Source organism: Telluria sp. BA11 (genome assembly GCF_056680305.1).
Map to the genome: position 1 here is coordinate 433,537 of NZ_CM155275.1, position 23,125 is coordinate 456,661.

The 23,125-nt window shown below is 62.5% G+C and carries 22 protein-coding genes and 1 tRNA gene; 4 read left to right on the plus strand and 19 right to left on the minus strand.

The genetic code is table 11. The features are described 5' to 3' along the window. Window positions 1–131: 131 nt before the first annotated feature. On the minus strand, window positions 132–1,448 hold the full coding sequence (locus AC1MGT_RS01815; RefSeq protein ID WP_499502758.1) for a sensor histidine kinase: 1,317 nt from the start codon (window positions 1,446–1,448) through the stop codon (window positions 132–134). Window positions 1,449–1,461: 13 nt separating this feature from the next. After that, complete coding sequence (locus tag AC1MGT_RS01820; protein WP_499502759.1) at window positions 1,462–2,157, minus strand: response regulator transcription factor; 696 nt, start codon at window positions 2,155–2,157, stop codon at window positions 1,462–1,464. Window positions 2,158–2,446: 289 nt separating this feature from the next. Here AC1MGT_RS01820 and AC1MGT_RS01825 point away from each other — a divergent pair, with 289 nt between their 5' ends. Beyond that, the gene (locus AC1MGT_RS01825; protein WP_183553067.1) at window positions 2,447–3,250 is read left to right on the plus strand and encodes a Crp/Fnr family transcriptional regulator; all 804 of its coding nucleotides are present in this window, start codon (window positions 2,447–2,449) and stop codon (window positions 3,248–3,250) included. A gap of 4 nt (window positions 3,251–3,254) precedes the next feature. On the opposite strand, the gene AC1MGT_RS01830 is transcribed toward AC1MGT_RS01825, so the two are convergent. The 11 genes from AC1MGT_RS01830 to AC1MGT_RS01880 form a co-directional block, all read right to left on the minus strand. Continuing rightward, on the minus strand, window positions 3,255–4,745 hold the full coding sequence (locus AC1MGT_RS01830) for a CHASE3 domain-containing protein (RefSeq protein WP_499502760.1): 1,491 nt from the start codon (window positions 4,743–4,745) through the stop codon (window positions 3,255–3,257). A 201-nt stretch (window positions 4,746–4,946) separates the two neighbouring features. Next, the gene (locus AC1MGT_RS01835) at window positions 4,947–5,579 is read right to left on the minus strand and encodes a response regulator (RefSeq protein WP_091873377.1); all 633 of its coding nucleotides are present in this window, start codon (window positions 5,577–5,579) and stop codon (window positions 4,947–4,949) included. Window positions 5,580–5,825: 246 nt separating this feature from the next. Beyond that, a complete protein-coding gene (locus AC1MGT_RS01840) occupies window positions 5,826–6,233 on the minus strand; it encodes a MerR family transcriptional regulator (protein ID WP_332533342.1) in 408 nt (135 codons plus the stop codon). A 6-nt stretch (window positions 6,234–6,239) separates the two neighbouring features. After that, a complete protein-coding gene (locus AC1MGT_RS01845; protein WP_183553735.1) occupies window positions 6,240–6,608 on the minus strand; it encodes an integration host factor subunit alpha in 369 nt (122 codons plus the stop codon). A 152-nt stretch (window positions 6,609–6,760) separates the two neighbouring features. Then, window positions 6,761–9,187: a phenylalanine--tRNA ligase subunit beta gene (gene pheT, locus AC1MGT_RS01850; protein WP_499502761.1), complete on the minus strand. Its 2,427-nt coding sequence runs from the start codon at window positions 9,185–9,187 to the stop codon at window positions 6,761–6,763. A 23-nt stretch (window positions 9,188–9,210) separates the two neighbouring features. Then, complete coding sequence (gene pheS / locus AC1MGT_RS01855) at window positions 9,211–10,224, minus strand: phenylalanine--tRNA ligase subunit alpha (protein ID WP_499502762.1); 1,014 nt, start codon at window positions 10,222–10,224, stop codon at window positions 9,211–9,213. 137 nt (window positions 10,225–10,361) lie between these two features. Further along, window positions 10,362–10,721 (minus strand): 50S ribosomal protein L20, encoded by a 360-nt coding sequence (rplT, locus tag AC1MGT_RS01860; protein WP_183553077.1) that lies wholly within the window; start codon window positions 10,719–10,721, stop codon window positions 10,362–10,364. Window positions 10,722–10,741: 20 nt separating this feature from the next. Continuing rightward, window positions 10,742–10,939: a 50S ribosomal protein L35 gene (gene rpmI / locus AC1MGT_RS01865; RefSeq protein ID WP_183553079.1), complete on the minus strand. Its 198-nt coding sequence runs from the start codon at window positions 10,937–10,939 to the stop codon at window positions 10,742–10,744. A gap of 289 nt (window positions 10,940–11,228) precedes the next feature. Further along, on the minus strand, window positions 11,229–11,699 hold the full coding sequence (infC, locus tag AC1MGT_RS01870; protein WP_221290154.1) for a translation initiation factor IF-3: 471 nt from the start codon (window positions 11,697–11,699) through the stop codon (window positions 11,229–11,231). An 87-nt stretch (window positions 11,700–11,786) separates the two neighbouring features. Next, window positions 11,787–13,697, minus strand: coding sequence for a threonine--tRNA ligase (thrS, locus tag AC1MGT_RS01875; RefSeq protein WP_183553081.1), 1,911 nt, complete (start codon window positions 13,695–13,697; stop codon window positions 11,787–11,789). 205 nt (window positions 13,698–13,902) lie between these two features. Continuing rightward, window positions 13,903–13,979: transfer RNA gene (locus tag AC1MGT_RS01880), tRNA-Val, on the minus strand. A gap of 134 nt (window positions 13,980–14,113) precedes the next feature. Here AC1MGT_RS01880 and AC1MGT_RS01885 point away from each other — a divergent pair. Together AC1MGT_RS01885 and AC1MGT_RS01890 are read left to right on the plus strand one after the other, a co-directional pair. Next, window positions 14,114–15,037, plus strand: coding sequence for a cation diffusion facilitator family transporter (locus AC1MGT_RS01885; protein ID WP_499502763.1), 924 nt, complete (start codon window positions 14,114–14,116; stop codon window positions 15,035–15,037). A 106-nt stretch (window positions 15,038–15,143) separates the two neighbouring features. Further along, a complete protein-coding gene (locus tag AC1MGT_RS01890) occupies window positions 15,144–16,073 on the plus strand; it encodes an NAD(P)/FAD-dependent oxidoreductase (protein WP_499502764.1) in 930 nt (309 codons plus the stop codon). Window positions 16,074–16,084: 11 nt separating this feature from the next. Here AC1MGT_RS01890 and AC1MGT_RS01895 read toward each other — a convergent pair whose 3' ends face one another. The 6 genes from AC1MGT_RS01895 to AC1MGT_RS01920 form a co-directional block, all read right to left on the minus strand. After that, window positions 16,085–16,714: a hypothetical protein gene (locus tag AC1MGT_RS01895; RefSeq protein WP_499502765.1), complete on the minus strand. Its 630-nt coding sequence runs from the start codon at window positions 16,712–16,714 to the stop codon at window positions 16,085–16,087. Continuing rightward, window positions 16,711–17,658, minus strand: coding sequence for an MlaD family protein (locus AC1MGT_RS01900; RefSeq protein ID WP_499502766.1), 948 nt, complete (start codon window positions 17,656–17,658; stop codon window positions 16,711–16,713). The genes AC1MGT_RS01895 and AC1MGT_RS01900 overlap by 4 nt, the downstream gene beginning before the upstream one ends. Window positions 17,659–17,678: 20 nt before the next feature. Next, a complete protein-coding gene (locus AC1MGT_RS01905) occupies window positions 17,679–18,485 on the minus strand; it encodes an MlaE family ABC transporter permease (protein ID WP_499502767.1) in 807 nt (268 codons plus the stop codon). A gap of 84 nt (window positions 18,486–18,569) precedes the next feature. Next, a complete protein-coding gene (locus tag AC1MGT_RS01910) occupies window positions 18,570–20,810 on the minus strand; it encodes a RelA/SpoT family protein (protein ID WP_499502768.1) in 2,241 nt (746 codons plus the stop codon). Window positions 20,811–20,814: 4 nt separating this feature from the next. Continuing rightward, entirely contained in the window at window positions 20,815–21,165 is a 351-nt protein-coding gene (locus AC1MGT_RS01915; RefSeq protein ID WP_499502769.1) for a RidA family protein, read from the minus strand. Window positions 21,166–21,206: 41 nt separating this feature from the next. Next, window positions 21,207–22,094 carry an alpha/beta fold hydrolase gene (locus AC1MGT_RS01920; protein WP_499502770.1) on the minus strand — a complete coding sequence of 296 codons (888 nt, stop codon included), beginning with the start codon at window positions 22,092–22,094 and terminating at the stop codon, window positions 21,207–21,209. A gap of 149 nt (window positions 22,095–22,243) precedes the next feature. Between AC1MGT_RS01920 and AC1MGT_RS01925 the strand changes: the two genes are divergently transcribed. Continuing rightward, window positions 22,244–23,026 (plus strand): 3-hydroxybutyrate dehydrogenase, encoded by a 783-nt coding sequence (locus AC1MGT_RS01925; protein WP_499502771.1) that lies wholly within the window; start codon window positions 22,244–22,246, stop codon window positions 23,024–23,026. The last annotated feature ends 99 nt before the right edge of the window (window positions 23,027–23,125 follow it).

Genomic DNA, 23,125 nt, shown 5'->3' on the forward strand with positions numbered 1-23,125 from the left:
ATCATGTAGCTGTCATTTCCCTGAGGGAATGCTGACAAATCCCTGACAACTGCGCAAAAATGCGCTGCTTGCTTGACGCAACAACATTGTTTCGGGGATTACCGTGTTTGCCGCAGCCATCGGACAGGTTGTCAGCCAGATGCGCCAAAACGCACAACGACGTGCGTGCCACCGCCCGCTGCCCCGCCGATCGTCACGTCCGCGCCGTGAGCGCGCGCGATGTCGCGCACGATCGCCAGCCCCAGGCCGCTGCCAGTGGACTTGTCATCGAGCCGCACGAAGCGCTCGAACACGGCGGCGCGCCGGGCGGCGGGAATGCCGGGACCGGAATCGACGACGGAAAACTGCGCCGCGCCGCCATCCATCCCGCAACCGACCGTCACCTGTCCGCCGTCCGGCGTATAGCGCAACGCGTTGTCAACCAGGTTGTCGATCAGATCGCGCAATTGAAAGGCGTCGCCCGTGACTGGCGCCGGTGCCAGCTCGAATCCCAGATCGATCCCCTTGCGCGCCGCCTTGTCGACGAAGAACTGGATCGATTCCTGCACCAGCAGCGCCAGGTCGAGCGGGCCGACATGGTCACCTGGCCGCCCTTCCCTTGCCCGCGCCAGCGCCAGCAACTGATTCACCTGCCGGATCATGCGCTCGTTGGCCAGGCCCATCATGGCAAGCGACGCCACGGTGTCGGCGTCCTGCGCGTGACGGGCATGCAGCCATTCGAGCTGCAGTTGCACGCCGGCCAGCGGCGTACGGAGCTGGTGCGCCATGTCGGCCAGGAAGTCGCGCTGGGCCCGCGCGCCGGCCTCGACTTTGTCCAGCAGGTCGTTGAAGCCACTGACCACCGGCGCGATTTCATACGGCACCCCGTCGGCGGGAATGGGGGCGAGGTCGCCCGGTCCCCGCCTGGCCAGCTCGGCGCGGATGCGCGCCAGCGGCCGCAAGCCATTGCCAACAGAAAGCCAGACGACGCCAACCAGCGTCAGCGTGCCGAGCGAGACCAGCACGACGAGGGAGCGCACGATGGCGGCGCGTACCTCGAGGCGCTGGCGCAATGTGTGGGCGACGCCGACGTGACGTACGCCGGTCGGCGTGGCCACGGCCAGCGCAACGACGCGGACCGGCTCGCCGTCAACGTCGGCGTCATACGCCGGCGCGCCGGGGCGCAATGGCGGAAAAGTCCTGCTTCCTTCGAGATGCCGGCCTCCCACGTCGCGCACGACGAACCAGGCGCGCTCACCCGTCGCAGCAGGGGCCACGGGCGGCAGGCTGGCAGCACTGCCGGCGGCCACGCGGCCCGCCAGGGCCGTGGCGGTGTCCATGAGGCCGGCGTCGAACGCCACCTGAGCGGGTGTCCAGGCCAGGCCCGCGACCAGCGCGGCGAGCACGAGATTGACAAGCAGAATCGGCCCGAGCAGCCATTTCAACAGGCGCAGGCGGATGCTGTTCATCGGGAGGATCCGATCATGCGGCCGCTTCGAGCAGGTAGCCGAAGCCCCGGATAGTGCGGATCGCCACGTCGGCGCCATCGAGCTTCAGGCGCAGGCGCGAGACATAGACTTCGACGGCATTGAGCGTGACATCGTCACCCCACGGCAGGATGGCGTCGAGAATCTGCTGCTTGGAGACGACGCGGCCTGCATGCTGCAGCAGGTATTCGAGCACGCCCCACTCGCGCACGGACAATTCAATAGCGCCCTCGCCGATGCGTGCGCGGCGGGTAGCACTGTCGAGGCTGAGGCGCCCCAGGGTCAGGACAGACGACGGTGGCGCATGACGGCGGGCCAGCGCGCGGATGCGGGCGACCAGTTCGGCAGTGGCAAATGGTTTGACCAGATAGTCGTCGGCGCCGGTTTCCAGGCCGCGTACGCGGTCTTCGACGGCGTCGCGGGCGGTCAGCAGAAGGACGGGGATTGCGCCACCACGCGCGCGCAGGCGGCGTACCACCTCGAAACCATCGATGCCTGGCAGGCCGATGTCCAGCACAGCGACGTCGAATGTGGGGGTGGACTCGGCACGTTGCAAGGCGGTGTCAGCGGCAAGGCCGTCGCGCACCAGGTGCACGGTCATGTCCTGCGCGTTGAGCGCGCGCAGCAAACCGTCGGCGAGCACGGTATCGTCTTCGACCAGCAATATATGCAGCCCGATTTGCAGCCCCATTTGTAGGAATATCCTGTTTTGTGGACGATGGACATCACCGCCGGCACCCTGAATTATGCGTTATTTTTTGTTTCCATAACAAAATACAACGCCTTTTAGGGGCAAAACAGGCATTTCTCCCAGTAGGACTGGGCTGACACGTGATGATGCTTGCAACCTACACCGGGGCGACTACATGTCTTATGTGCGGCAACAGACGGTAGACGTAAAGTACACACATCGCAACGAGGCAAGCACCATACGCCTTCTGACTTGCACCCGACGCACGATAGACCTAAGAGGACATAAAATGAACAACACTCAACTTGCTGGTATCACACAAAAAGCAAAAAGCCAGACCCCTGCCACGAGTGAGGCAATGAAGTCCCAGTCTAAACCGATCGTCAGCTACAGCGGCACCCAACAAAATGAATTGCTGGCAGCACTGCCACGCATGGATCTCGAAGAAATGTTCGACCACCTCGAACTGGTGGCGATGCCATTCGGTAAAGAACTGTTCGAGTATGGCAGCAAACTGGAATACGTGTATTTCCCGACAACGGCAATCGTGTCGCTGCTGTATGTGATGGAAGATGGCGCCACGACCGAAATCGCTGTCGTCGGCCACGAAGGTGCAGTCGGTGTCTCGCTGTTCATGGGTGAGCGCGCTACCTGCTCGGCTGTCGTGCAAAGCGCTGGCTACGGTTATCGCCTGCGCACCCAGTACCTGCGTGACGCCTTCAACCGCGGCGGCGCCCTGCCACAACTGCTGATGCGCTACACCAATGCCCTGTTCGCCCAGATGGCACAGAACGCGGTCGGCGGCCGTCACAGCTCGATCGAACAGAAGCTGTGCCGCTGGTTGCTCGACCGTCTGGATCGTTCAGCAAGCAACGAACTCAAAGTGACCCAGGAACTGATCTCGATCATGCTGGGTGTGCGCCGCGAGAGCATCACTGCTGCCGCCGGCAAGCTGCAAGACGAAGGCCTGATCCAGTACCGTCGCGGCAACATCACCGTGCTCGACCGTGCTGGCCTGGAAGACTACGCTGGCGAATGCTACAAGGTCGCCAAGTCGGAATACGACCGCCTGCTGTCGGACGTTGCACGCTAAGTAATCAACCCGGATTCGCCGCCCTGTGCGGCAGCGAATCCTGACAATCCGGCCCTGCACTTTGCGTCAGGGCCGTCGGTGTGTATACGGTGCCTGCCACCTCATTGCCGCCCGGCGCCAATGCCGGAATCAGCGCGCGAACACACGTTCCAACGTCATTCACTCCCCGCTCCACCACCAGCGTACCGCCCAATAGCAAGGCGCGTTCACGCATGCCAAGCAAGCCATGGGATTTCGTTCCGGTCAGCATGCCATCAGGGATGCCGATGCCATCGTCGGTAATTTCCAGGCCCCATCCAGTCGGCTCGCGTGTCAGGTTCACGATGACATTGCGCGCCTTCGCATACTTGGCGATGTTGTTGAGCGCCTCCTGCGTGATGCGGAACAAGGCGATGGCCTGCGTCGGACCAGCTTCATCGACATCAGGATCGATCAGCGCATCACAATCGAGCGATGTCACGTGCGCATAATCGGCGCAATAACTTTGCAGCGCCGCCGACACGCCCATATTGTCGAGCAGGCTCGGGCGCAAGTTTTCGATGATGCGGCGCTTGAGCTGTACGGTGTCCACCAGCGTGCGGCGCGCACGACCCAGTTTATCCGCCAGATCCGGTTCATTCGCACGCAAGCGATCAATGACCGTGGCCAGGTCGATGCCAATTGCCGTCAGGTTGGCACCCATCTCGTCGTGCAATTCGCGTGCAAGCCGTGATTTTTCTTCTTCCGACACGCGAATCAGGTGGCGCGACAGGACGGACAATTGCGCCGTACGCTCCGCGACAATGTGCTCGAGGCCGTCATTCGTCTGCTGCAACGCATGCTCGGCATCCAGGCGCGCCCCAAAGGCGCGCTGCACCAGTTTGTAAAAGAGCAGCAGGATAATGATGGCCGCGACATTGATGCCGACGCCGAACAAGGCCGCATGCCGGTATTGCTGATAAAACCCGGCGGTGCGCGACTTCAGTAACTCGTTCTGTTCACGCGCCATGATCACCACTTGCAGGCGGATTTCATCCATCTCCGCGCGTTCGTCCGGTGACGCAGCATTCGCAACGATGTCATCCAGGCCACCCTGGCGGAATATGTCAAGCGACTGATTCAGCAAGGCGAGCTTACGCTGGACCAACGCGCGCAGTTGCGCCAGATTGCGGGTCTGCGACGGATTGTCTGCAAGCAGCACACCAAGTGCGCGCAATTGGGCATCGATCTGCTGCGGCGCGCCGCGCAGCGGGCTCAGATAAATGGGATCGTTCGACAGGAAATAGCCACGCAGACTAGTTTCGGCATCCGTGACGAGGAGATTCAGGTATTGCAGCTCGTCGGAGACCTGGGCAGTCTGCGCCTGGAGCAGATTGGCGTCGCGCAAATCATCGAGATTGCGCAACAAGAATACGCCATTGACCACAAGCAGCACCACGCAGACGAGGCACAGCACCGACTTGTGAAGAGGAAGACGACGGGCCGGGCGGTCCGCCCAGGTGGTAGAAAAATACATCCAGACATCCTTTCACGCTGACAACGCGGCCTCGCATTCTACCTGTAAGGACGTATTGTTGCGCCGCAAAATGGCCTGACGTAACTATTTGTTGCAGTTGATGTTGTTGAATACTGCTAACTTCATATTACCGCTGCCCCAATGACAAAACGCGCCGAAGCGCGTTGTGGGACCAATCCGATATGAATCATCAGCGCGTGCTTAGTCGAGCAGATTGTTCTTCATGGCGTAATAGGTCAAGTCAGAGTTGGACTGCAGGCCCATTTTCTCCATGATACGGGTACGGTAGGTCGACACGGTCTTGATTGACAGCGACAGCGCATTGCCGATATCGGACACGGTCGCGCCCTTCGCCAGACGCAGAAACACCTGGAACTCGCGATCGGACAGCTCGGTGTGCAGCGCCGTGTTCGGATCACGGTCAAAACTCTGGGCCAGCAATTCACCAACCGTCGACGAGACGTAACGCCGGCCCTGGAACACGGTGCGCACGGCCGTCTTGAGCTCGTCCGCTTCGCATTCCTTGTTCAGGTAACCATTCGCACCCATCTTGAACAGGTTCAGCGCATATTGCTGCGCTGGATAACCCGACAGAATCAGCACGGGCAGATTGGGCTGGCCCTGACGAATCGTACGCAGGATGTCGATGCCGCTTTGGTCTGGCATGGCGATGTCGAGCAGCAGCACGTCGCAAATCTCGCGGCGCGCGATATCCAGTGCCTCACGGCCCGTAGCGCCTTCGGCCACGACTTCAAAGTCGCCCGACGACGAAAAAATCTGCTTGAAACCTGCTCGTACTATCTGGTGATCGTCACAAATGGCAACGCGTATCATTGTCTTCCCTTAAATTTTCCTTGCGCAGGAAAGTGCCGGATCTGCTCCGCCCGGTTGATGCGTGTCATTCAGCATCGCGCGAGTGACATTTTAACACTCCGCGGCCTGCCTTCAACAGCAGTACGAATGCATGAGTGATCAAACGTGGTGCTTGACCCGGCGACGACCCGCTGCCTGCGGGGCCGCGAGCGAACCGGCGCAGTCTGGTGCGGCAATCTGGTCGATGGCGTGAGGTGCTGGCCTGCACTAAGGCGCTGGCTGCGATCCGTGTTTCAGCAGATCGAGAATATCCAGCAAGCCGGCGCGCAGTTTGTCGCCATCGATGGCCGGTGGGGCGTCGCGCAGGCGCTCTTCGTCGAGCTCAGCCACCACGGTGGCGCGATGGTCGAGCCGGTTGCGGGCGCCGCTAATGGTGAAGCCCTGCTCGTACAGCAATTCGCGGATGCGCCGGATCAACAGCACTTCGTGGTGCTGGTAATAGCGGCGGTTGCCACGACGTTTGACAGGCTTGAGCTGGGTGAATTCTTGCTCCCAGTAGCGCAACACATGGGGTTTGACACCGCACAGCTCACTGACTTCCCCAATCGTGAAATAACGTTTGGCCGGAATCGGTGGCAGCACGGTCAGTTCGGTCTTGTTTGGTCGGTCGTTCATCGTCTATCAGGCTGCGCGCGCCATCGAACCCGAGCCCGAATTGCCTGGCCCGGCTTCTTCCACCATGGCCTTGAGCTTCTGGCTGGCGTGGAACGTCACGACGCGGCGTGCCGTAATGGGAATTTCTTCCCCGGTTTTCGGATTGCGGCCAGGCCGCTGCGGCTTGTCGCGCAACTGGAAATTGCCAAAGCCCGACAGCTTGACGGCTTCGCCGCGCTCGAGTGCATTGCGGATCTCGTCGAAGAAGGTCTCGACCATGTCCTTGGCTTCGCGCTTGTTCAGCCCGACCTGCTCGAACAGCAGTTCGGCCAGCTCGGCTTTGGTCAGCGTGGGCAATGACTGCTCTGCCTCTTTACGCACGCGCGCCACCAGCATTGCACGATCCAGATCGGCCACGAGGGCTTCCTGGAACACGGTCGAATCAACGTCGTTATTGTTAATTTTGAGGCCCTGCCCGTAAGTCAAACGATGCCGCGGCGACAGCAACACGGCTTGGGACCCGTGTGCTGTCAGCCTGGAGATGCATATTATGCACGCAGCTTCGCGTTCAATTTGGTTGAAGCAGTAGCGAGCACCGCCGCCATGATGGCGTCGACCGCATCGTCCTGCAGTGTCGATTGAGTATCTTGCAAGCTAAAGCGGAAAGCAAGGCTTTTTTCATCCGCTTCGAGACCCTTGCCGCGATATTCATCAAACAAAACAACGGCTTGCACGATCTTTCCCATAGGATTTACTGCGATTTCAGCAGTAAAAGCGTCGAGTACGGACTGGGCCGCCACGTCCTGTTTTACGACCAGTGCGAGGTCGCGCGTGGCACCTGGGAACTTGGAAATCTCGGCATAGACCGGCACGATACGACCGCGCAATGCTTCAGCATCGACCTCGAACACAACCGGTGCTTGCGGCAGATCATACTTTTGCAGCCAGCGCGGGTGCAGCTCGCCGATCACGCCAATCTGCTGGTCGTCGAGCATGACGTTGGCCGAGCGGCCCGGGTGCAGCGCTGGATGTTCGGCAGTGGAGAAACGCAGCTGACGCGGCGCGAACAGTGCTTCGAGATCGGCCTTCAGATCGAAGAAGTCGACGGCGCGCGTGGCGACGTCCCACTGCTCGTCGAGCGCAGGGCCGTAGGCAATCGCGGCGACGCGCTTTGGCTGGTCGTAACCGGCCACCGTCAGCGGACCATCCATGACCGACGCGTTGCGCTTGAACACACCGCCGACTTCGAACGCGCGCACGCGGCCAGCCTTGCGGTTGATGTTGTAGCGCACGTTGGCGACCAGGCTGCCGATCAGCGACGAACGCATCACGCTGAGCTGGCTGGCAATCGGGTTTTGCAGGCGGATCGGCTCGAGGTTACCGGCGAAATCCTGTTCCCACGTGCTTTCGACAAAGCTCATGTTGACCACTTCCTGGAAGCCCAGGTCGGCCAGCTGGTGGCGGATCGCAAACAGCGAGCGGGTGTTTTCCGGCTCGATCAGCATTGCGCTCTGCGCGGTGGGCGGCCGGGTCGGAATGTTCTCGAAGCCGTAGACGCGCGCGACTTCCTCGATCAGGTCTTCCTCGATCTCGATGTCGAAGCGGTAGGTTGGCGCCGTCACGTGGAACACGCCCTCTTGCTGCACGAAGCCCAGCTGCAGGCGCGTGAAGATGTCGGCGATCACGGCGTCGGTCAGCGGCACGCCGATCACTTGCGCGGCGCGCGCCGTGCGCAGCACGACCGGCGTACGCACCGGCAGGTTGACGATCTGGTCGTCGATCGGGCCGACCTTGCTGTCCGGCGTACCGCAGATGTCGATCAGGAGCGCCGTGATGCGCTCGAGGTGCTCGGGCACGGTCGCGTAGTCGACGCCACGCTCGAAGCGGTGCGCGGCATCGGTCGAGAAATTGAAGCGGCGGGCACGGCCCTGGATGGCGTTCGGCCACCAGAATGCCGCTTCCAGATAGATATCGGTGGTGTCGAGCGACACGGCGGTCGAGTCGCCACCCATGATGCCGGCCAGCGATTCGATCTGTGCTTCATCGGCGATCACGCCGACCCACTCGTCGACGGCAACGGTGTTGCCATTCAGGAGCTTGAGGGACTCACCGGGCTTGCCCCAGCGTACGTCGAGGCTGCCGTGAATCTTGGCCAGGTCGAACACATGCGACGGACGGCCGACTTCGAGCATCACGTAATTGGAGATGTCGACCAGGGCCGACACCGAGCGCTGGCCGCTGCGTTCCAGGCGGCGCTTCATCCACTCGGGCGTGGCCGCGCGCGCATTCAGGCCGCGGATCACGCGTCCGGCGAAACGGCCGCACAGGTCCGGCGCCGACACTTTGACGGGCAGGATTTCATCGCTGTTGACCGCGACGGTGCGGGTCGGCTCGAGCGTCAGCGGTGCGCCGGTCAGCGCTGCAACCTCGCGTGCCACGCCCAGCACGGAGAGGCAATCGGCCTTGTTCGGCGTGAGCTTGATCGTGAACTTCAGGTCGTCCAGGCCCAGGTAGTCGCGAATGCTCTGGCCCACCGGCGCATCGGCCGGCAGTTCCATCAAGCCATTGCTTTCTTCCGAGATGCCCAGCTCTTTGCTCGAGCACATCATGCCCTGCGACTCGACGCCGCGCAGCTGGCCAACCTTGATTTCAAACGGCTTGCCATCGGTGCCTGGCGGCAGCACGGCGCCGGCTTTCGCGCAGATCGCTTTCATGCCGGCGCGCACGTTCGGCGCGCCGCACACGATATTGAGCAAGGTGCCGGTGCCGACATCGACCTGGCACACGTTCAGGCGGTCGGCGTTCGGATGCTTGACGACTTCCTTGACCTCGGCCACGACGACGTTCGAGAACGGCGGCGCGACCGCTTCGACCTCTTCCACTTCGAGGCCCGACATGGTGAGCAGGTGCGACAGCGCGCCGGAGTCGATCTGCGGATTGACGATCGAGCGGAGCCAGTTTTCGGAGAATTGCATAATCTTTGTGCCTCAGCGTCGAATTAATTGAACTGCTTCAGGAAGCGCAGGTCGCCTTCGTAGAACAGGCGCAAATCACTGATTCCATAACGCAGCATCGTCAGGCGCTCGAGGCCGGAGCCGAACGCGAAGCCGATGAATTTTTCCGGGTCGAGCCCGAAGTTGCGCACTACCGTCGGGTGCACCTGGCCGGCGCCCGAGACTTCGAGCCAGCGGCCCTTGAGCGGCCCGGAGCCGAACGCGATGTCGATCTCGGCCGACGGTTCGGTAAACGGGAAGTACGACGGGCGGAAACGCACTTGCAGGTCGTCGGTTTCGAAGAAGGCCTGGACGAAGTTCAGGTACACGCCCTTCAGGTCGGCGAAGCTGATGTTTTCGCCGATCCACAGGCCTTCGACCTGGTGGAACATCGGCGAGTGGGTCGCGTCGCTGTCGACGCGGTAGGTGCGGCCCGGCGCGATGACCTTGATCGGTGGCGTGTGGGTGCGGGCATAACGCACCTGCATCGGGCTCGTGTGCGTGCGCAGCAGCAGCGGCTTGCCGGTGCTGTCGTTGCCTTCGATGTAGAAGGTGTCCTGCATCGAACGGGCCGGATGGTTTTCGGGGCTGTTCAGTGCCGTGAAATTGGTCCAGTCGTTTTCGATCTCGGGGCCGTCGGCCACGTCGAAACCGATGGAGCGGAAGATCTGCTCGACACGTTCCCAGGTGCGCATCACCGGGTGGATGCCACCCTTCGAGCGGCCACGGCCGGGCAGCGTCACGTCGATGGCTTCCATGGAAAGACGCGCCTGCAGCTGCGCCTCGGCGAGCGCCTCGCGGCGCGCGGTCAATGCCTGTTCGATTTGTTCTTTGGCGGCATTGATCAGGGCGCCCTGCGCCTTGCGCGCATCGGGGTCGAGCTTGCCCAGACCCTTCATCAGGTCAGTCACCTGGCCGGTCTTGCCCAGGTACTTGGCTTTCGCATTTTCAAGCGCGGCGGCGTCTGGCGCCTCCGCGAAATCGGCACGGGCCGCGACGACGAGTTCTTCCAGGTTCATGCTTGTTCTTTTCCTGTTTTTCGTTGGCGGGAGACGCCAGAATCAAAAACGGGGCACAGGTGTGAACCTTGCCCCGCTTCTTTGTGCGCCACGCCCGGTGAGGGGCGCGGCACCAACTTGCTTAGCAGCTTAACGAATCAAGCAGCCAGCTTGGCCTTGACGGCGCTGACAATCGCGGCGAATGCCGGCTTGTCATGCACAGCCATGTCGGCCAGGACTTTACGGTCCAGTTCAATCGCGGACTTCTTCAGGCCGTTCATGAACACGCTGTAGGTCATGCCGTGCGAACGCGATGCCGCGTTGATACGGGTGATCCACAGTGCGCGGAAGACGCGCTTCTTGTTGCGACGGTCACGGTATGCGTATTGGCCAGCGCGCATGACTGCTTGCTTGGCAACACGATATACCTTGCTGCGACGACCGCGGTAACCTTTGGCAAGGTCAAGAACCTTCTTATGACGGGCACGTGCTGTAACCCCACGTTTAACTCTAGGCATAGTAGCTCCTTAGTGTGAGATTAAGCAGATGGCATCATGCGGTAGACGGACGTGACGTCTGCTGCATTGATGTTGCGGGTGCCGCGCAGTTGGCGCTTGTTCTTGGTGGTCTTCTTGGTCAGGATGTGACGCTTGAACGCCATACCCGATTTCACAGTACCACCTGGACGCACGCGAAAACGTTTCTTCGCGCTGCTTTTGGTTTTCATTTTTGGCATAGTCATCTGCCCTCGCGGACAGTCTCATATGTAACAGGATTGCAGGTGGCAGCGACGCTGCTCTTAGATGCCTACTTTCACTTGTTTTGCAGCAGACGCAGAGCCTGCTACAACCTGCTTGTCGCAAACAGGAATCGAAGATTGTAGCACAGCTTCCACGCGCTGCGATAGCCGACAGCAAGAAACACTGCCAGCCAGCGACACCAGGCGTACGGACGCAATAAAGCCGGGCCGGGCTGCAGACACTGTCTGCAACGCGGACCCGGCTCTGGATGCTCCCGGCGAAGAATTACTTCTTCTTCCTCGGCGCGACCACCATGATCATCTGGCGACCTTCGAGTTTCGGGAACTGCTCCACCTGACCGACTGCATCGAGATCCGTACGCAAACGCTCGAGCACACGCATACCGATATCCTGGTGGGCCATTTCACGACCGCGGAAGCGCAGCGTGATCTTGGCTTTGTCGCCTTCTTCCAGGAACTTGATGAGGTTACGTAACTTGATGTTGTAGTCGCCATCATCGGTACCCGGACGGAATTTGACTTCCTTGACCTGGATGATCTTCTGCTTGAGCTTCGCCTCATGCGCCTTTTTTTGCTCCGAATACTTGAACTTGCCGTAGTCCATCAGGCGGCAGACCGGCGGGACCGCGTTTGGCGCGATCTCGACCAGGTCGACGTTCAGTTCTTCGGCCATGCGGAACGCGTCGGCGAGACTAACGATGCCCAATGGCTCGTTCTCTACGCCGTTCAAACGCATTTCGGGATGGGTGATCTCGCCATTGATGCGATTATTCTTGTCAGTAGCTATGTTGTTTCCTTTGAACGTATTGAAATTTGGCCGGGATTACTTGGTCTTGGCGGCGACTTCGCCCACCAGACGTTCCACGAGTGCATCGACGGACATCACGCCCAGATCGACATTGCCTCGGGCTCGCACAGCCACGGTATTCGCGTCTTTTTCTTTATCCCCAACAACGAGGATGTACGGCAGTTTTTGGACGGAATGTTCACGTATTTTATAGGTGATCTTCTCATTGCGCAAATCAGCGTGAACACGCAGGCCTGCAGCGCGCAACTTGGCCTCGACTTCTTTCACGTAATCGCCCTGCGCATCCGAGATGTTGAGCACCGCCACTTGCACCGGCGCCAGCCACAGCGGCAGCGCACCGGCATAGTTTTCGATCAGGATACCGATGAAACGTTCCATCGAACCGACGATCGCACGGTGCAGCATCACCGGCACGCGGCGGGTGTTGTCTTCTGCGACATACTCGGAACCAAGACGGCCCGGCATCGAGAAGTCGACCTGCACGGTGCCGACCTGCCATGGACGGCCGAGGCTATCCTTCAGGTGGTACTCGATCTTCGGACCATAGAATGCGCCCTCGCCCGGCAATTCGGTCCAGGTCACGCCGCAGGCACGCAGCGCCGAGCGCAGCGATTCTTCGGCCTGGTCCCAGACCTCGTCCGAACCGATGCGGCTGTCGGGACGCAGCGCCAGCTTGACGTCGATATTGGCAAAGCCGAAATCGTCGTACACGGCCATCGCCTGGGCGTGGAACGACGTGACTTCGCGCTCGACCTGCTCTTCGGTACAGAAGATATGGCCGTCATCCTGGGTAAAGCCGCGCACGCGCATCAGGCCATGCAGCGCACCGGACGGCTCGTTGCGGTGGCACTGGCCGAATTCGCCGAAGCGCAGCGGCAGGTCGCGGTACGAGCGCATGCCCGAATTGTAGATCTGCACGTGGCCCGGGCAATTCATCGGCTTCAATGCGTACGAACGGTTCTCCGACTCGGTCGTAAACATATTGTCGCGGTAGTTTTCCCAGTGACCGGTCTTTTCCCACAGCGTACGGTCGAGAATCTGCGGCGCCTTCACTTCGCTGTAGCCGGCGACCTGGTATTTGTGGCGCATGTACTGCTCGACCTGCTGCCAGATCGTCCAGCCCTTCGGATGCCAGAACACGAGGCCCGGGGCTTCTTCCTGGAAGTGGAACAGGTCCAGCGACTTGCCGAGTTTACGGTGATCGCGCTTTTCGGCTTCTTCGAGCATGTGCAGGTACTGCTCCTGGTCTTCTTTTTTGGTCCAGGCGGTGCCGTACACGCGCTGCAGCATCTCGTTCTTCGAGTCGCCGCGCCAGTAGGCGCCAGCCAGCTTCATCAGCTTGAAGACTTTCAGCTTGCCGGACGATGGCACGTGCGGGCCGCGGCACAGATCGGTGAAGCTGCCTTCGGTGTACAGCGAGACATCCTCGTTCGCCGGGATCGAGGCAATGATTTCCGCCTTGTAGTGCTCGCCGATCGATTTGAAGTAATCGACGGCTTCGTCACGTGGCAGCACCTTGCGGGTGACCGGCTCGTCCTTCTTGGCCAGCTCGGTCATCTTCTTTTCGATGGCGGTCAGGTCGTCCGGGGTGAACGGGCGCTTGTACGAGAAGTCGTAGTAAAAGCCGTTTTCGATGACCGGACCGATTGTCACCTGCGCTTCAGGGAACAGCTCCTTGACCGCGTGCGCCAGCAGGTGGGCGGTCGAGTGACGGATCACATCCAGGCCTTCCGGGTCGCGGTCGGTGACGATCGCGAGGTCGGCGTCGGCGTCAATCAGGAACGACGTGTCGACCACTTTGCCGTTGACCTTGCCGGCAAGCGCTGCCTTGCCCAGGCTCGGGGCAATGCTCTGCGCTACCTGCGCCACCGTCACGGGACCGTCAAACTGGCGGCTGGAACCATCGGGAAGTCGGACGTTCAACATGCTGTACTCCAATCGTGGCGCCGCGCGCCGTTAAATAACAAGAATCAAGGATAGTAAAATCTGGACGAAAAAAAACGCGGGCTAGCCGCGTTGATTCGTTGTGTTAAGCAAAAGCACACCCCTTCGCGTCTAGCGATTCCCCCACAACGTCGTTGTAGTTCGCGGTGTCATAACCGTGGTGCCTTTCTCGCTCTTACTAATGTTCTGGTGGGCGGTGCAGAATTCGAATCTGCGACCCCTTGGATGTCGACCAAGTATTCTAACCAGCTGAACTAACCGCCCGATGCCGTCATTATAGGGACCCGATGCGGGAACTGCAACCCTCGCACAAAATTTATTGCTGACCAGGCTGAAATGCTGGGGATGCACCAGATGATTTACACTGCTGATCCTGCCCCATATTGAATGCATTGGCGATGACGTACCAGCCGCACGACCCTTCCCACCTGCATGCCCACCTCGACGGTGACGCACGCCACTCCCATTCCATTGAAGCGCGCAGCCAGAAGGCGCTGGCGTTCGCGATGGGCCTGACGCTGCTGTTCGCACTGATCGAGGTGATTACCGGCTTCGTGTCGAACTCGCTGGCCCTGATCTCGGACGCCGGCCACATGGTCACCGACGCCGCCGCACTGGGCCTGGCCCTGCTCGCACAGATGATCGCCAAGCGCCCGCCATCGGCGCGCCACTCGTTCGGCTTCGTGCGCGCCGAAGCGCTGGCCGCGTTCGTCAATTGCCTGGTCATGCTGGCCCTGGTGGGCTGGATCGGCTGGGAAGCCATCCAGCGCCTGATCCATCCGGAGCCCGTCAAGGGCGGCATCGTGCTGGTCGTCGCTGCCCTGGGCGCCTCGATCAATCTGCTCGTCGCCTGGATCCTGTCGCGCAACAACGACAGCATCAACACGCGCGCCGCGCTCGTCAATGTGATGGGCGACCTGCTCGGCTCGCTGGCCGCGATCGCGTCCGGCGCGATCATCTATTACACCGGCTGGCTGCGGGCCGACCCGATCCTGTCGATCTTCGTCGCCCTGCTGATCCTGCGCTCGACCAGCGGCATCCTGCGCGAGTCGTACCACTTTCTGATGGAGGCGGTCCCGCACGCGATCGACTTCGTACAGGTTGGTGCCGACATGGCCGCCGTCGACGGCGTACTGGCCGTGCACGACATGCACGTCTGGGACATGTCGCCCGGCCATCCTGCGCTGATCGGCCACATCGAGATCCGCAGCCTGGAGCAATGGCCCGCCGTGCTGGAAGCCGTGCGCGCGATGCTGCGCGCGCGCCATGGCATCGACCACGTGACGTTGCAACCGGAAGCGGCCGGCGGCAAATCGCTGTGAAACCGGCCGTGGCAATCGGCAGCCAACCAATCGTGTAAGCGCAGGCCGACTCAGCGTGAGCGCGCGCGCCGATACCCCATCCTGCGTTCGGCGACATAATGCTGCCATGGACCTTACACCAAACGTATTCGATACCCTCATCATCGGCGGCGGGCCAGGTGGCCTGACCGCCGCCATCTACCTGCGCCGGTTCACCCGCAATGTCGCCCTGGTCGACAAGGGCAACAGCCGCCTGGCCTGGATTCCCGTCTCGCACAACTATCCCGGCTTCCCGGACGGGATCAATGGCAAGCTGCTGCTCGACCAGTTGCGCTGCCAGCTCGGCAAGTATGGCGGCCACGTGATCCCCGGCGAAATCAGCAACCTGCGCATCGACGATGGCCTGTTCATCGCCGACTGCACGAGCCCGGACGGCGACGTCACCGAAATGCGCGCCTACACGGTGCTGCTGGCCACGGGCGTGGCTGACGTGGGCATGCCGGTCGAACGCTGGGACGAAGCGGTGGCCAGCGGCGCGGTGCGTCTATGCCCCGTGTGCGACGGCTACGACGTGATCGACAAGCGCATCGCCGTGGCAACGGCCGAAGTCAATCCGGTCGGCCACGCGCTCTTCATGCGCAGCTTCAGCCGCGACGTGCTGCTGTTCGAGCGTGCCGACGAGTCGGTGGTCGACGCCGACCAGCATGCTCAGCTGCAGGCGGCGAACGTGCAGCACATCGCATCACCACTGGCCGGCGTCACGCTGACGGACGACCTGAAACCCGTGCTGCACACGCGCGACGGGCAATCCTACGAATGCGATGTGTTCTACCCGATGCTGGGCGAAAATGCGCGCTCCGCCCTGGCGGCCAACCTGGGCGCCGAAACTGTTGAATGCGACACGCTCACGGTGGACGACCATTGCCGCACGGCCGTGCCCGGGCTATACGCGATCGGCGACGTCACGCGCGGGCTGAATCAGATCACGGTAGCGACCGGTCAGGCAGCGATTGCCGCAACGACGATCCACAACACACTGCCGTGGGCGCTGCGCTGACGGGTTAAGGGTTACTGGCCACCGGCCAGCTTGCGGCGCCGCTCGATTGCTGCCTGCGCGGCCGTGTCACCCGCCGCCTCGGCACGCTGCGCCTGCACGCCCAGCCATGCCAGCAGCGGCCGGCGCCAGCCCTGGGTCGACGCCGTGTCGACTGCCAGCGCGATCCCCGCCGGCGTGATGCGGCTCGCCTTGAACTGCGCGCCAGCCGCAACCAGCCGCGCCAGCGGATCGGCAATGCTCTGCAGCGCGCCGCCACCAACCACAGCGCGATGCTGCTCCGGCAGCAGCGTCACATCCAGCCCATCCCACTGCCCTGCCAGATACGCTGCGTAGGCACGCTGCGCCGGTGTTGCATCAGGCGCCAGCGCCGCGTAACCTGGGCAATCCTCGAACACCAGGCTGGCCACCTGCGCCGCGCAGCGCACCAGCTCGACCTGGGCCACATGGTCGGCACGACCGGTGGCAGTCGTCTCGGCGCGCGCTTCGCGGAACTCGGTGTTCGATGCGGCCGTGTGCCCTTTGAGGTAGTCGTCAACCGACGCGTCGAGCGCGCCCTTGGCATTCGCCTGCCAGTCGGGCGGCAGCGGCTTGCTCGCGCAGCCGGCCAGCAAGGCGGCGATCAACAATGGGATGGTCTTCATGGCAGCTTGATCTCCGGATTGGTGCGCGCGAACGGCCACTTGCGGTTGATTTCCTCGACGAGGCGATTCACCTTGCGCAGGCTAGCGTCGACGTCGCCGCGCAGTGCACTCAGGTCTTCCGTCGCTTCGCGCGTGTTGGCGCCAACGGCCTGCGCTTCGACCAGCACCGCATCGACTTTCTTGAGTGTGGCGCTCGCGTCCTTGAGTACGACATCCAGCTGGCGCACAGCCGCCTGGGCATCGTCCATGACGCCGGCCTGGCCGAACACGCGCTGGTCGGCCTTGGCCAGGATCAGGTTGACGCGGTCGAGCGCTTCCATCAGCTTCTTCGCTTCTTCGTCGCCACCGAGCGCGCCACCGAGCACGCCGTAGCGCCCGGACATGCGGCCCGTCACGGCTGACAGGTTCGACAGGCTGGTGTTCACGTCCGAGCCGGACGACGTCATCGTTTCCAGGTTTTCCAGCAGCCCGCGCGCCGTGGCGACGATGCGCGGGATTTCCGCGGTGGCGTCGCCGCGCAGCACGGTGCGGGTCGAGCCGGCCGGCAGCGGCGCATCGGTCAACACGCCCGTGTAGGCGCGCAGGCGCGTTTCACCGACAATGCTCGACTCCAGCGTGAAGACGCTCGAGGTGCGCAGCCACTTGGCGTCCTTGCTCTGGACGTCGACCAGGATATTCACCTTGCCGGTATCGGCCAGCTCGACCTGGCGCACGCGCCCGATCGGAAAGCCGGCAAAGGTCATGTCCATGCCGGGAATGACGCCGGTCGAATCGTCGGCCACGAGCGTCAGGCGCTGGGTCGGCTCGAACACGCCGCGCGCGTACATCACGTAGAACACGAAGCCGCAGATCATCAGCCCCAGAAAAACGAGGAGGATCACGGCCTTGGTTTCAACGTGCTTCGGTTCGTCGGGAAGCGCGCTATCGGGAATCTGGTCCGTCATGTCAATGTGGGTCCTGTCAATCAGATGTATTTCAGTGCAAGCGAGGCCGCTTCGATCACGATCAGCACGAACAGCAGGCGCAGTGCGCCCGGCTGCACGGTCGAGACCAGACGGCGCGGGTAGCGCTGCAATTCGAGGATGGCGGCCGTCGGGATCAGCGCCACGGCCAGGCCGAACAGCACCGTCTTGAGCACGAAGCCCGCCGTGACGGTTGGTGCGAACACGCGCCCGACCGTGCGGGTATAGTCGCCCAGGCCCCACGGCGAGACGCCGTACACGTTCAGGTAGGCCAGCAGCAGCACGACAATGGACGTGACCAGCGCCAGCGTCAGCACCGCCACCGCATTGGCGATCAACTGGGGCACCAGGTCGCGGCGCATGCGGCGCAAGGCATCGTCGCTGGCGCCACTCGCAGGCAGCGCGCGACGGGCCAAGCCCAGCGCCGACGCGTCGAACGCCATGCTGGCGCGCAGCGCGACGAACAGCGCCGCGCACAGCGGAATCAGTTCGAGCACCAGTACCCTCACCACCATCTCAAGCGCGAAGCCCGACAAGCCGTAGCTCTTGGCCGTGACCAGCACGATGCGGATGATGACGAGGCTCACCAGGCACGCGGCCAGCGTGAACCAGGGCAGCACCTGCCAGGTGCTGGCGTGGATGTGGCGCGCGGTGGCGTGGAAGCGTTCGCGCTGCCAGGTGGACGGCGAGAACGCGAGCACGATGGCGATTGCGCCCAGGTGAATCATGTACCACCAGCTGCGCAGGTAGCGTCTGGCGTGCGCGAACCAGAGTTCGGGATGGGCGGTAGAAGGAAGCGAGCGCGGCATGGGCTGAATGATACTGCGGTTGCGGCAGGCTGCGCGGGTCGGTGACAAATGATTACGTCACGTCGCCGCGCACCGGGCATGACGCTACTGCCGCTTCGCCTCCATCACGCCGCCTACTTCCATGATCGCCGCCAGCGCCTTCTGCGCCTGCGCCGTCGACCCGATTTCGGCCGTGAAGATCATGCGCGCCTGACCCTTGGCGCTTTGCGTATTCACTCCGATCACATTGATCTTCTCGCGCGAGAAGACTTCGGAGATATCGCGCAGCAGCCCTTGCCGGTCCTGCGCCAGGATGAACAGGTCGACCGGATAAACGGTTTCATTCCCCGCTGAACCCCACTCGGTCTGGATGACGCGTTCCGGCGACTTGGCCTGCATCTCCGAGAAGTTCTTGCACGTCAGCCGGTGAATCGAGACGCCCTTGCCGCGCGTGACAAAGCCGATGATCGGATCGGGCGGCGCCGGCTTGCAGCACTTGGCCAAGAGCGTCATCAGCCCCTCGGTGCCCAGCACCAGCACGCCCGACTTGGCGCCCTGCTCCACGCTCGAGGCGCGGCTTTTGTTGTCGAACTTCGGTTCCTCAACGGGCGCCGGTTCGTCGCCATCGTGCAGCGCCGCTTCCACGTGGCGCAGGCTGAACTTGTCCTTGCCCACTTCGATGAACAGTTCGTCCACCTTGGCAAAGCCCAGCTTCTGCGCGAGCATTTCCAGATTGACGGCCGTCTTGCCCTCGCGCTGGAGCGACTTTTCGACCAGCGCGCGGCCATGGGCCAGCGTTTCGGCCTGGTCCAGCGCGTGGAACCAGGCGCGGATCTTCGAGCGCGTGCGGCTGCTGACCGCGTAACCGGGACTGAGCCAGTCGCGCGACGGACCCTGATTGCCACTCGATCCCTTGGCCGTGATGATTTCGCAGGTCTGGCCGTTTTTCAGTTGCGTATTGAGCGGCACCATCACGCCATCGATGCGCGCGCCGCGGCAGCGGTGGCCGACATCGCTGTGCAGGTGGTAGGCGAAGTCGATCGGCGTGGCGCCCACCGGCAGTTCGAGCACCCGCGCCTGCGGCGTCAACACGAAGATACGGTCGTCGAGCGTCGTGGCCTTGAGCTTTTCGACCCATTCGCGCTGCAGTTCTTCCTGGCCCGACACCGCATCGGACACGTCGGTCTTCCAGGCCAGCAGCTGGCGCAGCCAGGCGATCTTTTCGTCGTATTGCTGGCTCTTGAAGTTGGAACCGCCTTCTTCTTTATAGCGCCAGTGCGCGGCGATGCCGTATTCGGCAAAGTTGTGCATCTCTTGCGTGCGGATCTGCACTTCGAGCGGCCGGCCGTCTTCCGCCATGACCACCGTGTGCAGCGAGCGGTAGCCATTGGGCTTCGGCCGCGAGATATAGTCGTCGAATTCCTTCGGCACCGGCGTCCAGATATTGTGGATCACGCCCAGCACCGTGTAGCAGGTCTTGATGTCGGGGACGATCACGCGAAACGCGCGCACGTCATACAGCTCGGTGAAATCGAGCTCCTTGCCGCGCATCTTGCTCCAGATGCTGTAGATGTGCTTCGGGCGGCCGGACACATCGGCCGGAATCGACGCCGATGCCAGCTCGCTTTGCAGCCGCTCGATCGACGAGGCGACAAAGCTCTCGCGCGACATGCGCTTTTCTTCGAGCATCTTGGCGATGCGCTTGTAGGTATCGGGTTCGATGAAGCGAAACGCCAGGTCTTCCAGTTCCCACTTCAGTTGCCAGATCCCGAGGCGGTTGGCCAGCGGCGCATAAAAGTCCAGCACCTCGCGCCCGTAGGCGCGTGTGACATCGTCAAACCGTTTGTGCTCGGCGAAGTGGCGCAGCGTGGCCGCGCACGACGCCAGGCGCATCAGCACCACGCGCATGTCGGTGGCCATCGCCAGCAGCATCTTGCGCAGCGTCTCGTTTTGCGCCGCCGCCTGCTGCGCCGCGTTCTTGCCGCTGCCCACGGGCGCGCCGCCGGCGGTCAGGTCGCGCAGGCGGATCAATTGATGCACGCCCTGCACGAGCGCGACGACGCCGGCGCCGAAGCGCTCCTCGAGGTCGGTAAACACGGCCGGGTCCATCAGCGCCAGCTCGAACACCAGGCCGGCGATGCGGGTTTCGGCATCGGTATTCAGGTACGCGAGCGTGCCAGCAGCGCCAAGCGAGAATTCGAACGCGCTCTGGCCCGAGCCGGCCAGACGCGTGCCGTAGGCGCCGAACGCGTACTCGAGCGCAGCGTGCACGCGCACGCAGTCCTCAGGGCTCAGCCCCTGTACCAGGCCGGTCTTGGTATCTCCTAACAGTGCGGTGGAAACCATGCGCTCAGCGCAGTGCGGCGATGATGCACACCTCGACCAGGCAGGCCGGGTTGGCCAGCCTGGCTTCGACGGTGGCGCGCGGCGGCGTGTGGCCCTGGGCGACCCACTCGTCCCAGACATCGTTCATGCCGGGGAAGTTGTCCATGTCCGAGATGAAGATGTTGCAGGACAGGATGCACGATTTGTCGCTGCCCGCTTCGCCCAGCAAACGGTCGACGTGGCCCAGCACTTCGCGCATCTGGCCATCGATGCCCTGGGTGGTGTCCTCGGCGATCTGGCCGGCCAGGTACACGGTCTCGTTGTGGATCGCGACTTCGGACAGTCGTTTGCCTACGTGCAGTCGTTTGATTTCCATGATGTCTTTCTGTTCGATAAAGGTTGATTCAGGCCGGATCGTCATGATCCCGTGCCGGTTAAAAAATCGCGGGCAATGGCAATCTGGTCGGCGTGCACGAACGTCGGCGCATGGCCGACGCCGGCAATTTCGACCAGACGCGCACGCGGCCCGCGCGTCGTCATCTGCTGCGCCGTGGCGCGCGAGAGCAGGTCGGACTGCTCGCCACGTACCAGCAGCGTGGGACATGTGATCGCATCCCAGGCTGCCCACAACGCCGCTTCGTCCTCGGCCGCGCGTTCGACCGTCATGCTGCGAAACGGCTGTGCCAGGCCAAGGTCGTAGTGGCGCCGCCACTGGCCGTCGGCGTCCTGGCGCAGCACATCGCTGGCCAGCTTGTGCCACTCGTCGTCGGCGTGCGGCCCGAACGTGGCCGAGACAGCCTTGATGTAACCCGCGCCCGCGGCAAAGCTCGGAAAGCGCACGTCCTGGCCGATGTACTCGCCGATGCGCTGCAGCGCTTCACCGCCCAGCGCCGGGCCGATATCGTTGATCACGAGCCGCGAAATCGGCGAGCCTTCAAGGGCGGCCAGTGTCATGCCGATCAGGCCGCCCATTGAGGTGCCGAACCAGGCGACGTCTTCATTGTCGGAGCCGGCAGTCACGCGGGCGATCAGCGTGACCATGTCGGCCACGTATTGCGACACCTGGTAACCGGCCGGATCGCGCAGCCGGTCGGAGCGGCCGCGCCCGACGATATCGGGGCATACGACGCGAAAGGTATCGCACAGCGCGCGCGCCAAATGGTCGAAGTCATCCCCGACACGGGTCACGCCGTGCACGCACACGAGCACCTTCGGATTGTCCGCCGCGCCCCATTCCTTGTAGGCGACGCGGTGCAACCCGGCAGGCGACATGCACTGGACGCTCTTGAATCTGGGCTCGGACATCGCGACTCCGGAATAAGAAAATCATGAAAGGCGCCTGGCTGCTTTCGCACGCGGGAGGCGTTACGGTTAGAATTCTACCAATTCTGAGGGAGTTCCCCCCATACGCTCGCCAACGGGCATTTACCCATGAGGACACAATGACATCGACCATGCTAAACGGTAAAACGGCTCTCGTCACCGGATCGACCTCGGGCATCGGCCTGGGCATCGCACGCTCGCTGGCCGAACAGGGGGCCAATATCGTGTTCAACGGCTTCGGCGACGCGCAGCAGATCGAAAAGCTCTACACCGATATCGGCGCCGAATTTGGCGTGCAGACGGCGTACCACAATGCCGACATGTCCAAGCCCGACGAGATCGCTGCGCTGATGCAGTATGCGAACGACAAATTCGGCGGCGTCGACATCCTGGTCAACAATGCCGGCATTCAGCATGTGGCAGCGCTCGAAGATTTTCCGGCCGAACGCTGGGACGCGATCATCGCCATCAATCTGAGCTCGGCGTTCCATACGACGCGCCTTGCGCTACCCCACATGAAACAAAAGAACTGGGGCCGCATCATCAACCTGGCCTCGGTCCATGGCCTGGTGGGTTCGAGCCAGAAGTCGGCGTATGTCGCGGCCAAGCACGGGCTGGTCGGCCTGACCAAGGTCACCGCGCTGGAAACGGCGCAGACGGGCGTGACCTGCAATGCAATCTGCCCCGGCTTTGTGCTGACGCCGCTGGTCCAGAAGCAGGTGGACGACCGCGCTGCTCGCGAAGGACTCGACAACGACGCCGCGCGCAAGGCGCTGCTGCTCGAGAAGCAGCCTTCCGGCGAATTCGTCACGCCCGATGAACTGGGCGCACTGGCCGTGTTCTTCTGCAGTCCGGCGGCAAACCAGGTGCGCGGCGTGGCCTGGAATATGGACGGCGGCTGGGCCGCTCAGTAACAATTCTCCCGTCGTGGCCGGGCCTTGCGTCCAGCCGCGCACATTCCCGGTGCGCAATTTTTCACGTTGCCCTGCTGCGGTGCAGCATGCGGATTTCCA

Bases quoted from the DNA above. Each gene is read 5' to 3' on its own strand.
- AC1MGT_RS01815 (WP_499502758.1), bottom strand. From the start codon at position 1,448: ATGAACAGCATCCGCCTGCGCCTGTTGAAATGGCTGCTCGGGCCGATT.
- AC1MGT_RS01820 (WP_499502759.1), bottom strand. From the start codon at position 2,157: ATGGGGCTGCAAATCGGGCTGCATATATTGCTGGTCGAAGACGATACC.
- AC1MGT_RS01825 (WP_183553067.1), top strand. From the start codon at position 2,447: ATGAACAACACTCAACTTGCTGGTATCACACAAAAAGCAAAAAGCCAG.
- AC1MGT_RS01830 (WP_499502760.1), bottom strand. From the start codon at position 4,745: ATGTATTTTTCTACCACCTGGGCGGACCGCCCGGCCCGTCGTCTTCCT.
- AC1MGT_RS01835 (WP_091873377.1), bottom strand. From the start codon at position 5,579: ATGATACGCGTTGCCATTTGTGACGATCACCAGATAGTACGAGCAGGT.
- AC1MGT_RS01840 (WP_332533342.1), bottom strand. From the start codon at position 6,233: ATGAACGACCGACCAAACAAGACCGAACTGACCGTGCTGCCACCGATT.
- AC1MGT_RS01845 (WP_183553735.1), bottom strand. From the start codon at position 6,608: ATGCTGGTGGCGCGCGTGCGTAAAGAGGCAGAGCAGTCATTGCCCACG.
- pheT (WP_499502761.1), bottom strand. From the start codon at position 9,187: ATGCAATTCTCCGAAAACTGGCTCCGCTCGATCGTCAATCCGCAGATC.
- pheS (WP_499502762.1), bottom strand. From the start codon at position 10,224: ATGAACCTGGAAGAACTCGTCGTCGCGGCCCGTGCCGATTTCGCGGAG.
- rplT (WP_183553077.1), bottom strand. From the start codon at position 10,721: ATGCCTAGAGTTAAACGTGGGGTTACAGCACGTGCCCGTCATAAGAAG.
- rpmI (WP_183553079.1), bottom strand. From the start codon at position 10,939: ATGCCAAAAATGAAAACCAAAAGCAGCGCGAAGAAACGTTTTCGCGTG.
- infC (WP_221290154.1), bottom strand. From the start codon at position 11,699: ATGCGTTTGAACGGCGTAGAGAACGAGCCATTGGGCATCGTTAGTCTC.
- thrS (WP_183553081.1), bottom strand. From the start codon at position 13,697: ATGTTGAACGTCCGACTTCCCGATGGTTCCAGCCGCCAGTTTGACGGT.
- AC1MGT_RS01885 (WP_499502763.1), top strand. From the start codon at position 14,114: ATGACGTACCAGCCGCACGACCCTTCCCACCTGCATGCCCACCTCGAC.
- AC1MGT_RS01890 (WP_499502764.1), top strand. From the start codon at position 15,144: ATGGACCTTACACCAAACGTATTCGATACCCTCATCATCGGCGGCGGG.
- AC1MGT_RS01895 (WP_499502765.1), bottom strand. From the start codon at position 16,714: ATGAAGACCATCCCATTGTTGATCGCCGCCTTGCTGGCCGGCTGCGCG.
- AC1MGT_RS01900 (WP_499502766.1), bottom strand. From the start codon at position 17,658: ATGACGGACCAGATTCCCGATAGCGCGCTTCCCGACGAACCGAAGCAC.
- AC1MGT_RS01905 (WP_499502767.1), bottom strand. From the start codon at position 18,485: ATGCCGCGCTCGCTTCCTTCTACCGCCCATCCCGAACTCTGGTTCGCG.
- AC1MGT_RS01910 (WP_499502768.1), bottom strand. From the start codon at position 20,810: ATGGTTTCCACCGCACTGTTAGGAGATACCAAGACCGGCCTGGTACAG.
- AC1MGT_RS01915 (WP_499502769.1), bottom strand. From the start codon at position 21,165: ATGGAAATCAAACGACTGCACGTAGGCAAACGACTGTCCGAAGTCGCG.
- AC1MGT_RS01920 (WP_499502770.1), bottom strand. From the start codon at position 22,094: ATGTCCGAGCCCAGATTCAAGAGCGTCCAGTGCATGTCGCCTGCCGGG.
- AC1MGT_RS01925 (WP_499502771.1), top strand. From the start codon at position 22,244: ATGCTAAACGGTAAAACGGCTCTCGTCACCGGATCGACCTCGGGCATC.